This is a genomic window from Citrobacter freundii complex sp. CFNIH2 (genome assembly GCF_002880615.1).
GTDB lineage: Bacteria > Pseudomonadota > Gammaproteobacteria > Enterobacterales > Enterobacteriaceae > Citrobacter_A > Citrobacter_A amalonaticus_F.
This window is the reverse complement of record NZ_CP025757.1, coordinates 3410258-3422275: the sequence shown is the minus strand read 5'-3', so window position 1 is coordinate 3422275 and position 12018 is coordinate 3410258. Positions and strand designations below refer to the sequence as shown.

At 54.0% G+C, this 12018-nt stretch carries 13 protein-coding genes; 1 reads left to right on the top strand and 12 read right to left on the bottom strand.

The annotated features are described in order from the left end of the window. Nucleotides 1-42: 42 nt before the first annotated feature. From WM46_RS16650 to kbaZ, 12 genes are all read right to left on the bottom strand, one after another. A complete protein-coding gene (locus WM46_RS16650) occupies nt 43-762 on the bottom strand; it encodes a galactosamine-6-phosphate isomerase (protein ID WP_102602856.1) in 720 nt (239 codons plus the stop codon). Nucleotides 763-815: 53 nt separating this feature from the next. Then, nucleotides 816-1607 (bottom strand): PTS galactosamine transporter subunit IID, encoded by a 792-nt coding sequence (agaD, locus tag WM46_RS16645; protein WP_042325161.1) that lies wholly within the window; start codon nt 1605-1607, stop codon nt 816-818. Further along, entirely contained in the window at nt 1597-2403 is an 807-nt protein-coding gene (gene agaC / locus WM46_RS16640; protein WP_046487635.1) for a PTS galactosamine transporter subunit IIC, read from the bottom strand. Before agaC ends, agaD begins: the two co-directional genes overlap by 11 nt. 54 nt (nt 2404-2457) lie before the next feature. Next, nucleotides 2458-2934: a PTS galactosamine transporter subunit IIB gene (agaB, locus tag WM46_RS16635; RefSeq protein WP_046487632.1), complete on the bottom strand. Its 477-nt coding sequence runs from the start codon at nt 2932-2934 to the stop codon at nt 2458-2460. A gap of 380 nt (nt 2935-3314) precedes the next feature. Beyond that, nucleotides 3315-4196: a tagatose-bisphosphate aldolase subunit KbaY gene (kbaY, locus tag WM46_RS16625; RefSeq protein ID WP_102602855.1), complete on the bottom strand. Its 882-nt coding sequence runs from the start codon at nt 4194-4196 to the stop codon at nt 3315-3317. 12 nt (nt 4197-4208) lie between these two features. Beyond that, nucleotides 4209-5363 (bottom strand): AgaS family sugar isomerase, encoded by a 1155-nt coding sequence (locus tag WM46_RS16620; protein WP_061076206.1) that lies wholly within the window; start codon nt 5361-5363, stop codon nt 4209-4211. A gap of 296 nt (nt 5364-5659) precedes the next feature. After that, on the bottom strand, nt 5660-6793 hold the full coding sequence (gene nagA, locus WM46_RS16615) for an N-acetylglucosamine-6-phosphate deacetylase (RefSeq protein ID WP_102602854.1): 1134 nt from the start codon (nt 6791-6793) through the stop codon (nt 5660-5662). Then, nucleotides 6790-7224, bottom strand: a complete 435-nt coding sequence (agaF, locus tag WM46_RS16610; protein WP_042325173.1) for a PTS galactosamine/N-acetylgalactosamine transporter subunit IIA — start codon at nt 7222-7224, stop codon at nt 6790-6792. Before agaF ends, nagA begins: the two co-directional genes overlap by 4 nt. A gap of 16 nt (nt 7225-7240) precedes the next feature. Continuing rightward, nucleotides 7241-8119, bottom strand: coding sequence for a PTS N-acetylgalactosamine transporter subunit IID (gene agaE, locus WM46_RS16605; protein WP_061076208.1), 879 nt, complete (start codon nt 8117-8119; stop codon nt 7241-7243). Continuing rightward, nucleotides 8109-8888 (bottom strand): PTS N-acetylgalactosamine transporter subunit IIC, encoded by a 780-nt coding sequence (gene agaW / locus WM46_RS16600; RefSeq protein WP_061076209.1) that lies wholly within the window; start codon nt 8886-8888, stop codon nt 8109-8111. Before agaW ends, agaE begins: the two co-directional genes overlap by 11 nt. Before the next feature lie 10 nt (nt 8889-8898). Next, a complete protein-coding gene (agaV, locus tag WM46_RS16595; protein ID WP_061076210.1) occupies nt 8899-9372 on the bottom strand; it encodes a PTS N-acetylgalactosamine transporter subunit IIB in 474 nt (157 codons plus the stop codon). A gap of 19 nt (nt 9373-9391) precedes the next feature. Next, nucleotides 9392-10717 carry a tagatose-bisphosphate aldolase subunit KbaZ gene (gene kbaZ / locus WM46_RS16590; RefSeq protein WP_061076211.1) on the bottom strand — a complete coding sequence of 442 codons (1326 nt, stop codon included), beginning with the start codon at nt 10715-10717 and terminating at the stop codon, nt 9392-9394. A gap of 221 nt (nt 10718-10938) precedes the next feature. On the opposite strand from kbaZ, the gene WM46_RS16585 reads away from it, so the two are divergent. Further along, complete coding sequence (locus WM46_RS16585; RefSeq protein ID WP_061076212.1) at nt 10939-11742, top strand: DeoR family transcriptional regulator; 804 nt, start codon at nt 10939-10941, stop codon at nt 11740-11742. The last annotated feature ends 276 nt before the right edge of the window (nt 11743-12018 follow it).

Sequence of the window (12018 nt, the reverse complement as noted above, 5' to 3'; positions counted from 1 at the left end):
AGACACGCTGCAACGTTGCAGCGTGTCTGTTGAGGTGAGTTGTTACCGATCAGAATATCGCGAGCCATCCAATAAGCATGTCGTATTGTCATGCAGCCATAAAAACGAGGCCGGAATCGCCGTTGTCACGGTAGCGGTCAGGTATTTTTCGACAGCGGCCTGCTTGCCTTCCCCGGCAACCAGCAGCAAAATTTCTTTTGCGTTGAGGATCTCCTTCAGGCCCAGCGTGATACCGTGCGTCACCGGACGACCGGCCGTTTTCAGCATGTCGTGATGGCGCGTTTGGTCATCAAGCCTGCTGATATGGCAACACGGCTCCAGCGCGGTTCCCGGCTCGTTCAGCCCCAGATGACCATTTTTGCCGATGCCCAGTACGCATAAATCGAGACCGCCCCGACAGGCAATCAAATCCGTCACGCGTTCGCACTCCGCTTCGTCGATATTTTCCGACTGAAAACCGATCAACTGTTCCGGGCGCAGGCCAAGCGGTTGCACGATGTGCTGTTGCAGGAACGATTCGCAGGTACCCGGCGTGTGTAAGGGAATTCCCAGCCACTCATCGAGCTTCACGAAGGTCACGTTCCGAATATCAATGTGATGCTGCTGTATTTTCTCGACAAAGAAACGATAGGTCAGTTCAGGTGTGGCACCGGTCGCCAGGCAAATCGTCGCGTCAGGTTTGTCCTGTATGACCTGAATCAACCGTTCGCTGGCGCGATCGCTGAGCGCATCGTAGTGGTCGCAGTACTGTATGCATTGCATTTGTCAGTCATCCTTTTGACGAGGGGCGCACGTATCGTCGCGCCCCGTTCGGTTTACAAAATGCCGAGTGCGGAAGAGACGATAGAAAGCACAAAAGTGACACCGATTAACAGGACCGGATGCGCTTTTTTCACCCGCAGCAGGTAGTACATCAGCAGCGTGTAGCCCATCGGTAAAATGTTCGGGAAGACCTTGTCAAAGAAGTCCTTTTGTAGTGCCACATTGTGCGTGCTGTCGATGGCAAAAGAGGTCACGACATCGATATGGACGTAAGAGGCGATCAGACCGCCAATCACCGTGATCCCGAGAATCGTCGCTGAACGGGCGATCATCTGCGAGTTTTCCCTCACCTTATCAATGGCTTTTACCCCAACCGAATAGCCGACGTGAGTCCAGCCGACGCGCAGGAAAAAGATCATCAGATAGACGGCGAAAAACAGAATTGGCCCCAGCAAATTGCCCTGGCTGGCGAAAGAGGAGCAGATCCCCGCCATGATCGGCAGTAAGGTGAACCAGAAAATAGCATCGCCAATCCCGGCGATGGGGCCAAACAGCGCCACTTTCAGACCTTTAATGGTGTCGCGGTTTTCTCCTTTCTCTTCCATGGAGATCAGTAACCCCATCAGAAAACCGACGAGGTTGGGGTGAGTATTGATAAATTCCAGATGATCTTTCATGGCCGCACTCAGGCCCGGCTTATCATCTTTATAGATTTTTTTCAGAATCGGCAGCATCGCCCAGGTAAAGCCGCCCGCCTGCATCCTTTCATAGTTAAAGCTCGCCTGAAGAAGGGAAGAGCGGAAGCCAAGACGGGTAATGTCTTTTTTACTGATTTCAGATCCCATTGCTGTAATCCTCTTCATCATCATTTTTACGGGCGACAGGCTGGGGTTGCGCCTGCTGTTTAGCTTTAGCATTGAAAAATTCGTACACGGCGAATCCCGCGCCGAGGACGGCGACCGGGAGCAGGTTGTTGACCTGGATGTAGCAGACAAAGAGGAAGCCAGCGATCAGGTAAGGAATGTACTGCGCTTTGAACATCACGCGCAGCAACAGACCAAAACCAACGGCAGGCAGAATACCGCCCGCGACTTCAAAACCATGAGTAAGCCAGGCGGGCATGGCTTTCACCAGTGCCTGCATGGCGCCCTGCGCCAGATAGGTACACAGAAACGCGATAATGGCGTAAGAGCAGGCGACAATCAGCGTCGTCAGCCAGTTCAGACGGGCAAATGCGCGGGTGTTGGCTTCTTTCGCGCAGTTGTCGGCCCTGGACATAAACAGGGAGAAGGCGGAATAGAAGAACAGAATCACGTATTGCATCAGCAGGCTGAAGGGCAAGCCAAGGCCGATGGCGGTTTTGGCGTCCACGCCAGTAGACCAGGCGATCACCGTGGTCATCAACCCTGCCATGATGGGGTTTGGCGGTTGTACACCGCCGGCAGGCGTCAAACCAGCAAAAGCCAGTTCGGTCAGACCGCCGGTGATCAAACCAATATGAATGTCGCCAAGAATGGCGCCAGTGAGCGTACAGACAATAATTGGTCTGAATAAAAACAGGGCTTCCAGCCAAAAATCGATTCCCAGAAAGAAGACTAATGCCGCGAGGGATATCCCTTGTAAAAGCGTTATTTCATGCATTTTGAACACCTCATGTAAATAAGTCCCTTTAATATGAAAACATTGGCTTGTTATTTACTCCGGGATCGCTTCTTTTTGATCGCCAGGGACATCCTGAATAAAAATGTTTACGCCATGTTTCTTAATGAACTGCAGGTCCTGAAGATCCTGCTCATTGACATAAACTTTGCTGCTGATCTGCTTTTTGCCTTCCGAGAAGTGCATATTGCCGACGTTCACGTCGTTGAGCGTGATACCGCCTTCGAGCAGCTTTCTGACCGTTTGCGGGGTGCGGCAAATCAGGAAGATCTTCTGATGTGGCGCGGCCTTACCGATGACATTGATGGTTTTTTCTATAGAGAAGAAGCGGATACCGAAACCGTAGGTTTCTGCGGTGATGCCCATTAATTTCTGCTGAATCTCATCCTGAGCGACATCATCATCCACAACGACCAGTAGATTGGCGCCGATTGTTGATGTCCAGGTGACACCCACCTGACCATGCACCAGTCGGTTATCAATACGCGTTAACAGGATATTTGGACTGCCCATACTTAAATCCTCACCATAAAATAATTGAATGACCGAGTTTGTTGAAATATATTATTCTTACCGTATCGCATTCATTAATTAAATCAGCGTGATGTAATCTCGTTATTCTCCTCCGCTATTTGGCCAGAAAGCGCTACCTGATATTAATCAGATAACGCTTCTGAATATCGTGTTGAAACGGTTTTAGGCTATACCCGTCATACTTCAAGCTGCAGGTGCGTTGGTTGCTGAGTTACTCGTCTCATCCTTGAGACTCGCCCTTACGGGCCGCCGCTCCGCGACGTTCAAATCTGTTCCTGACAGATTTGTCGTGCACCCCAGTCACTTACTCGAGTAAGCTCCTGGGGATTCACTCCCTTACCGCCTGCCTACAACTCGAATTATTTAGGCTGTAAATCGTGATCAACCACTAATCTGTTGGCCGAACCGCAAACCGTGATTTTACTTCTCACCACTTCTTTCATCGCATCCATACCGACACGCATGTAGTAGCGCGGATCGTTGCCCTGTGGGTTGTCGGCAAACCACGCTTTTACGGCATCGGCGAAGGCAATTTTCAGTTCGGTGGCGACGTTAACCTTACAGACGCCAAGCTCTATCGTGCGGCGGACATACTCGTCAGGCACATCGCTCGCGCCATGTAGCACCAGCGGAATATCCACCACTTCACGAATTTCAGCCAGACGCTGGAAATCGATTTTCGGTTTTTTGGTGTAAAGGCCGTGCGCGGTACCGATGGCGACGGCAAGGCTGTCGACGCCGGTCAGCTCAACAAAGCGTCTGGCCTCTTGCGGATCGGTCAGAAAGGCGCTTTCTGCGTCAACGCTCATATCATCTTCGACGCCACCCAGTCGCCCCAGCTCCGCTTCGACGCTGCAATCGCGGGCGTGGCAGAAATCTACCACCGATTTCACCAGCTTCACGTTTTCTTCAAACGGGAAATGGCTACCGTCGATCATGGCGCTGCGCACTCCGGCGTTCACTTTATGGCGAATGTCGTCCAGCGATTCATGATGATCGAGATGCAGCGCCAGCGGCATACCGTAGGTGGTGGAGTAGGCGGTGCACAGCGCGTAAAGCTCTTCCAGCGCGATATGTTTAAAGGTGCCTGGCGTACCGGCGAGGATCACCGGCGATTGCATTTCGCTACACACTTCGAGGATCGCCTGGATCGTCTCGGCATTATGGATGTTGAAGGCCGGTACGGCGTAGCCTTTTGCCTGGGCATCCTGCAAGAGATACTTCGTGGAAATGATGCTCATGATCGGATCCTCTTAAGCCTGCCACGGGTGAATAACGACGCCCTGTACCACGCGGTTGACCGTACCGCTGCGGGAAGGGGTATCCGGCGTATTACCGACAGTAATGGACTGGGTGAGCGCAAAGACCTGGGCGTACATCAGGTAGCAGAACGCCAGTTCGGTATCGATGAAATGACGCGCAGGCGGCAGCAAAATATGCGGGCCGGCTTCGATAAGGGAATCGCTTTCGGCTGCAATGGCAACAACGCGCATGGCCTGATCATCGCGACGCAGCTCCGCCAGCAGATCGAGATCGTACTGTCGGGTGTAAGGGTGGCTGGAGATATACACCACGATCAGCGTTTCGTTATCCACCAGTGATTTCGGACCGTGACGGAAGCCGGTTGGCGAATCGTAAAACGCCGCCAGCTTACCGGCGGTCAGTTCCAGCACTTTCAGGGCCGATTCACGCGCCGCACCTTGCAATCCGCCGCTGCCGAGGTAGACGATCCGTTTCCAACTTTCATTGCCAAACACGCCGTGGCTGAAATCCCCCAGTGAAGACAGGATCGTCTGGCAGCGATCCGCGACATCGCGGAAGGTCTGGCTGTTGAAGAGTTTCGGTGCGAACACCGCCAGGCAACTGGCCATCATGGTGGTAATACTGCTGGTCATCGCAAAACCGCGATCGTGTGTTTCTGCCGGCATCAGCAAAGCAAAGGCGTTATCGCTTGCCACCGCGTTCTGGTACAGGCTGCCCGCTTCATTGCAGGTGATCGAAAGGTGATAGCACTCAGGGACGAACTGGTTTGCCAGTTCCACTGCGGCCACGCTTTCCGGACTGTTGCCGGAACGGGCAAACGAGACCAGCAGCAGCGGATGCGCCGGATTCAGATAATCCATCGGATTGGTGACCAGATCGGTGGTCGGTACTGCGCTGATGTTTTGCCCCGTGTGGCTGGCAAGCCAGGGAGAGATGATCTCGCCAATGAATGCCGAGGTACCCGCTCCGGTCAGAACGATCCGCAGATCGTCTTTGCGCAGTAGTGGTGCGAGAAAGTTGTCGATCGCGGTACGAATCGCGTCAATGTTCGTCAGCGATCGGATCCAACTGGCAGGCTGCTGGCGGATCTCTTCTTCAGTCCAGGTTCCGGTTGTTGCCGCTGCAGGGGTATAGGTTTCTGGCATAACGTAAGTCCTTAGTCTTGTGAATTCCACATCAGACGCTGGCAAAATGTCGCTATCTTTCGTTTCGTTTCACTTGTTCACATGATCGATTGATTAAAATCTATAGGAAAGAAATCGAAAGTTCAATGATGCAAAATGAAATAAAACGAAAAGTGTGATCGATTGTACGGAGAGCGTTTTTATCTTATTGATCTGTAATAATTCTCTCTGAACGTCCTGGGGTGAGGGTTTTCTTAAGCGAAAGGAAAAGAAAGGCCTTACGATTCATGATCGAAGGCCAGGGAGAAAAAAAAGGGTCAAAGGGGGAGGAGCTGACCCTGAATCCAGATCTGTTGTAAATGCAGTCCGCCGTCGAGGGCGATCATGCTGGCGCGTTTGCCCGCGGCTAACGATCCTAAGTGGCTGTCGATCCCCAGCAGTCGCGCCGGATGGAGCGAGGCCATATGGATCGCATCCTCAGGGGCGATACCTGTCAGTTCAACCATATTGCGCACTGCCGCATCCACCGACAACGTACTGCCCGCCAGGCCACCCGATGCGGTTCGCACAATTCCGTCGTGCATTTCGACTTTTTCACCACACAGCGTGTAGTTTCCGTCGGGCATACCGGCGGCCTGCATCGCATCAGTGATCAGTACCAGCCTCTCTTTGGCACAGCAGCAACAGAGCTTCATGGCGGCCGGATGGACGTGGTGTCCGTCGGCGATGAGCTCCAGCCACGCGCGTGGATCGGTGAGTCCTGCGCCGACCATTCCAGGCTCCCGGTGATGGAGTCCGGTCATGCCGTTGTAGCAGTGCACAAGTCCGTTCGCGCCTGCGTCAAAGGCGGCCTGGGTTTGCGCCCAGGTTGCTGCGCTATGCCCCAGCATCACCCGCACACCCTGCTGTCTGAGATGGCGAATCGCCTGCAATGCGCCCGGTTTTTCCGGTGCCAGCGCCACCACCCGCAGGGTCTGTCGTGAAATGGCGATCAGCTCATCCAGTTCCGTGAGGTCCAGTTCCCGAAACAGTTCCGGGGGATGGGCGCCTTTGTTCTGCGGCGTGAAGTACGGCCCTTCCAGATAACTTCCGAGCACCTGAGCGCCAGGCCCGCCGGAATAACAACGTTGAGCGATGCGCTCAAGCGCGCGGTGAATCGTCTTCAGCGGCGCGGTGACGGTGGTGGGGAGCCAACTGGCAACCCCTTCACGCGCTTTGTGCATCGCCAGCTTATCGAGTGCGTCCGGTTCATCGTCCATCACATCGACCCCCGCGCCTCCGTGGACGTGAGTGTCGATATAGGCGGGACACAGTAGCTCGGCGTCGCGCACGGTGATACCCGCAGCAATCGGCTCGATGGCCGTGATGACGCCTTCTTCAACGCGCAACTGATGATCGTCCAGCCAGCCCTGCTCGGTGAGCAGGCGTCTGGCGCGCAAAACCTGCGTCATATCCCTTCCTCGATGGGGTGCTCCTCGCGGCAACGCCCCAGTTCATCGACCAGGCTGGTCAGGCCGCGATGCCCGCACTCCAGCGCCTGCACACGAAATGCTTCGCTGCTGAGTCCTTCGCGATCCAGCACCATCTCCAGCAGCAGTTGCAGGTTAGTGCCGGTGATCACTTCCCGGCCAGGTTTCAACATCGCCAGCGTAGAGGCGACGCGAAACGGTGTGCCGCCGAGCAGGTCGGTCAGGAACACGATATCTTCCTCGCCGTCCAGTTGTTCAATCGCCTGCTCAAGCTGCGAGGTGAGCAGCGCAGTGGTGGAGGTTTCCGGAAAGTCGATGGCGATAAACTGCGACTGCTCGCCGAGGATCTGTTTCATCGCTTTTTCCATACCGCTGGCAAACCCACCGTGCCCCGTCAAAATAATACCTAACATCGAAGACCTCTTTGCTTTACAGGAAGTGACAGAACTTGCCGACGACACCCAGTACCACGGTGATACCGATAAGGCGCAGCGGACTCCAGCCGCGACGGACTAACCAGAACATCGTCAGGGTATAGACCAGCGGTAAAAAAGCGGGCATCAGTTTGTCGATCACGTCTGCCTGGAGCTTAACGACCGCATCCCCCGCCTTGATTTCGAGCGTGGTGTTCAGACGCACATAGGTCGCCACGAGCGCGCCAATGACCGTCATCCCGACGATAGACGCCGCGTGGCCCACTTTCTTCGTATTGGCCTTGATGAGCGGAATGGCGGCGACCCCCATACGATAAGCATAGTGCGCCAGGCCAAAACGCAGACCCAGATGGACCACGTTAAACAGTACAATAAAGACCACTGCGCCGAGGATCGAACCCTGCAAGGCCAGACTGGCCCCGATGCCGCCGCAAATCGGCAACAGCGTCAGCCAGAACATCGCATCGCCAATCCCGCCGAGCGGTGCGCCAACGGCAATTTTGGTGCTCTGAATACTGTTAACGTCCTGCTTTGAGCGCTCCATCGCCAGAATGATGCCAATGACAAACGTCACCAGGAAGGGGTGGGTATTGAAGAAACCCATGTGGCCTTTCATGGCGCGCGCCAGGTCGCGTTTATTGGTGTGGATCTTTTTCAGCGCAGGCAGCAGCCCGTAAAGCCAACCGGAAGCCTGCATACGTTCATAGTTAAATGACGCCTGCAACAGCATGGAACGCCAGGCGACCCGGTTGATATCTTTTTTGGTCAGCTCTGCGCCAATGCTCTGATCTTCATAGATGTTTTCGTTTACGCCGGAAAGCAGCGTTTCTTCGCTGTCGGAAACAGTCGGAAGAGTTTGTTGATTAGATGCCATCTTCGAATTCCTCTTTCTGGGCCGCTGGTTGGGTTGGTTCTGGAGATTTACGCAGCAGGTCGATCAGCGCCATAGCCAGTGCCGCGGCGGCGATCGCCAGTACCGGCAGCTTGAGCCAGGCGGCTCCCACGAAACCGATGATAAAGTAAGGGATATAGACGTTTTTCATCATGATTTTCAGCAGTACGGCAAAGCCGATGGCTGGCATGATGCCGCCTGCGACGCCGAGACCGTCAATCAGACGTTCCGGCAGAACATCAATGGCTGTTTTCGCGTGCTCTGCGCCGAAGTAAATCGGCAGGAACGCACACAGAAAATAGAAGATCCCCAGTGCCAGTAACGCCAGATAGTTGACCCGTTCAATACCGGCGGTGTCGGCATTCGCCGCCATGCGATCGCAGCGGGACATCACCCCAGACATCACGGAGAACAGGAACGTAATCCCCATTTGCACCGCCACGGCAAACGGCACGGCGACGCCCACGGCGACATCCGGTTTCACCCCTGTTGTAATGGCGAACGTTGTACCCACGATGGTGCCGATGATGACGTTTGGTGGTTGCGCGCCTGCCAGCGGTGCGAGTCCCATCCACACCAGTTCCAGCGTACCGCCGGTTAAAATACCGGTATGCAGATCGCCCAGAATCAGGCCGACCAGCGGCCCAAGCACCACCGGGCGGTGCATGTGTGTTAATCCGTTGAACATATCCAGGCCGGCAATAAAGGCGAGGATACCTAATGCAAAAGCCTGTAACAGACTAATTTCCATGGTGAAGGCCTCAGATGAGTTTAAAGAGATCCTGCGCGGGTTCTGTCGGAACGCCCTGAACAAAGCATTCCACCCCCGCGGCTTTCAGGCCGTTAAACGCCGTAATATCGGTCGAGTCGACAGAGACTGTTTTCGCAATCTGCTGTTTGCCATTGGCGTAGTGCATATTTCCGACGTTGATGCGTGTAACAGGAACCCCACCTTCGACCAGCCTGAGGAAATCGGTGGGGGATTTGCAGACCAGCAAAATTTTCTGCCGGTCGGCGGCGCGGTGAATGTTGTCGATCACTTTTTGCAGCGACCAGAAACGCACGGCGATCCCTTCCGCCAGCACCATCTCCATCAGGTTCTGTTGCACAGTGTCTTCCGCCACTTCATCGTTGGCGACCAGGACCAGATTTGCCCCCGCAAATCCGACCCACTGCACCCCGACCTGACCATGAATGAGCCTTTCGTCGATACGGCTGAGTACAATATTTGGCATAGCGTGTTCCTCTTTTTTGTTATCCGTTTTGGGACGTTACGCCCTGGCAGGCGGCATGGTACTGCTGCAGTATGTCCTGAATATGGTTGATGATGAGTTCTCGCGGTGTGGCATTGAGATCTCCCTCGCGCACTTTCACGTACTGCAAAGGTAAATACTGGCTAATGAGCGGCAGGGGAATCGGTTCATCCGCCAGATTACGCACCAGTCGTTCAAACGCCTCATCAATCTGGCTGTCCGGCCAGTAGTAACGAACACGATCGGAATAGCTGTAGCCGCGCGCCAGGCGACGGGTATTGCCATCGCCGTGGTAGTGACTCTGCCAGTATTCCGGACGATCGAGCATGACGCTCTCAAGGACATGACGCAGGTCGGAACAGGCTTTTGCCGGGAGCAACTCTTCTTCAATGGCGGCCAGCGAGAACAGCGCTTCGCGCAGGGCGAAGGTCAGGGCAGGACCGACTTTCAGGATGGCAAAGTGATCTTTCACTAACTGGCGCAGCGACTGCGGCGTCTGGTAGTCCGTGGAGTGCGCCTCAAAAACCAGCGTGTCATACGCTTCCACCATCTTGCTTAACGCGACGGCTTTCTGTGGCTGATAATCAATGATGTGGGTATGGTCGAACTCAACGCCGGGTTGTACCACCAGCGCGATAATGCGGGGCCAGATGGCATCGAGTCCCTGTTTTTCAAAGGCGTGACGATGGGCTTCCAGCGTCGCACGTGCGGCCTCGGGCGTGGTTACCGCCAGTTCGGTCAGCGTCTCATGGGCTCCGCCCGGTACTGGTACTTCAGTGCCAATCACATAAACCAGATCCGACTCACCAAAATGATCAATGCAGGTCTCTTCGGCGATCTTCGCCAGACGCGCGGCACGTTCCGCGACGATGGCATCGGTCAATGGCACGGGATCGCCCTGGCAGGACATGCTGCAATCAAGGTGGATTTTTTTGAATCCGGCGGCGACATAGCTTCTGATCAGTTCGTCGGCATTGGCCATTGCCGGTTCTGCGGCCAGATTTTGCCAACGGTTTGGACCGAGGTGGTCGCCCCCCAGAATCAGCTGCTCCTGTGGGAAATCAAGTGAGTCGGCCAATTGGCAGACAAAATGGCGAAAATCGGCTGGGGTCATGCCCGTGTAACCGCCAAACTGGTCAACCTGATTTGAGGTTGCTTCAATCAGCAGCGGCGAGTGATTTGCCTGCGCGTAGCGTATTGCGGATTCCAGCACCAGCGGATGCGCGGAACAAACGGCGTAAATTCCGTTTGTCTTACCTCGTTTATGCTGTTCCACCATATCAGTCAGATGTTTCACTTTCCTCTCCAGGTCAGATAACTGCGACATGTAATCTTTCGTTTTGTTTCACTTGATACTGCATCATGGTCTTATAAAAATAAAACGAAAGATAATAGTTTTCCGATCTGTTTCACAAAAGAAACATAATGAAAGCATTCAGCCGGGTTTTTCACCCCTCTGGTCGGCTTTTTTCGGCTTGCATTCCGATAAAAGAAAGGCGTTAATAGGCGAAACGAAATGAAACGAAAGAATTAGCCAAAGGATTTCTTATGAGCAATACCGATGCTTCTGGAGACAAGCGGGTGTCAGGCACCAGCGAAAGGCGTGAGCAGATTATCCAGCGGTTGCGGCAGCAAGGAAGCGTACAGGTGAACGATCTTTCGGGATTGTTTGGCGTTTCCACGGTGACGATCCGCAACGATCTGGCGTTCCTGGAAAAGCAGGGGATCGCCGTTCGCGCCTATGGCGGCGCATTGATTTGCGACAGCAATACGCCAGGCGTGGAGCCTTCCGTCGAAGATAAAAGCTCACTGAACACGGCGGTGAAACGCAGTATCGCCAAAGCGGCCGTGGGGTTGATCAAACCGGGTCACCGCGTGATCCTGGACTCCGGCACCACGACCTATGAGATTGCGCGTCTGATGCGTCAGCATACCGATGTGATTGCGATGACCAACGGGATGAACGTCGCCAATGCCTTACTGGAAGCGGATGGCGTGGAGTTGTTGATGACCGGTGGTCACTTGCGTCGTCAGTCGCAGTCGTTTTATGGCGACCAGGCCGAGCAGTCGTTGCAGAATTATCACTTCGATATGCTGTTTCTGGGCGTCGACGCCATTGATTTAGAGCGGGGCGTCAGCACCCATAACGAAGACGAAGCCCGACTGAATCGCCGGATGTGTGAAGTGGCGGAACGGATTATCGTGGTCACTGACTCCAGTAAATTTAACCGCTCGAGCCTGCATAAAATTATTGATACCCAACGTATTCACACCATCATTGTCGATGAAGGCATTCCCGAAGAGAGCCTGAAGGAGTTTCATCGCAGCGGCGTTGAGGTCATCATCGTCTAAGCGGCATCGTTAAAATTCAAAAATGTGATGTCCTTCAATTAAGCAAAAAGAAAAATGTCAGCGGGTTTTTGCCGAACCCGCTTTCGTTTTTTCACTGATTTTTCGTCTCCTTCTCCCGCTCACCTGTCCTGCACGCTTTTCGATCTTTCGCATTTTTCATTTTCGGTTTAGATAAAACGAAAGAAAAACAGGCTTTTTTGTCAAAATCCGCGCTGCGGACGTGTTCACAAATTCGCCTTAAGTCTTCTGATTTAATATATTAAAAAGAAAACGAAA

Excerpts from the sequence above, each read along its gene's own strand:
- kbaY (WP_102602855.1), bottom strand. The coding sequence starts at position 4,196 with ATGAGCATCATTTCCACGAAGTATCTCTTGCAGGATGCCCAGGCAAAA.
- agaE (WP_061076208.1), bottom strand. The coding sequence starts at position 8,119 with ATGGCATCTAATCAACAAACTCTTCCGACTGTTTCCGACAGCGAAGAA.
- agaD (WP_042325161.1), bottom strand. The coding sequence starts at position 1,607 with ATGGGATCTGAAATCAGTAAAAAAGACATTACCCGTCTTGGCTTCCGC.
- nagA (WP_102602854.1), bottom strand. The coding sequence starts at position 6,793 with ATGACGCAGGTTTTGCGCGCCAGACGCCTGCTCACCGAGCAGGGCTGG.
- WM46_RS16650 (WP_102602856.1), bottom strand. The coding sequence starts at position 762 with ATGCAATGCATACAGTACTGCGACCACTACGATGCGCTCAGCGATCGC.
- kbaZ (WP_061076211.1), bottom strand. The coding sequence starts at position 10,717 with ATGTCGCAGTTATCTGACCTGGAGAGGAAAGTGAAACATCTGACTGAT.
- WM46_RS16585 (WP_061076212.1), top strand. The coding sequence starts at position 10,939 with ATGAGCAATACCGATGCTTCTGGAGACAAGCGGGTGTCAGGCACCAGC.
- agaC (WP_046487635.1), bottom strand. The coding sequence starts at position 2,403 with ATGCATGAAATAACGCTTTTACAAGGGATATCCCTCGCGGCATTAGTC.
- agaV (WP_061076210.1), bottom strand. The coding sequence starts at position 9,372 with ATGCCAAATATTGTACTCAGCCGTATCGACGAAAGGCTCATTCATGGT.
- agaB (WP_046487632.1), bottom strand. The coding sequence starts at position 2,934 with ATGGGCAGTCCAAATATCCTGTTAACGCGTATTGATAACCGACTGGTG.
- agaW (WP_061076209.1), bottom strand. The coding sequence starts at position 8,888 with ATGGAAATTAGTCTGTTACAGGCTTTTGCATTAGGTATCCTCGCCTTT.
- agaF (WP_042325173.1), bottom strand. The coding sequence starts at position 7,224 with ATGTTAGGTATTATTTTGACGGGGCACGGTGGGTTTGCCAGCGGTATG.
- WM46_RS16620 (WP_061076206.1), bottom strand. The coding sequence starts at position 5,363 with ATGCCAGAAACCTATACCCCTGCAGCGGCAACAACCGGAACCTGGACT.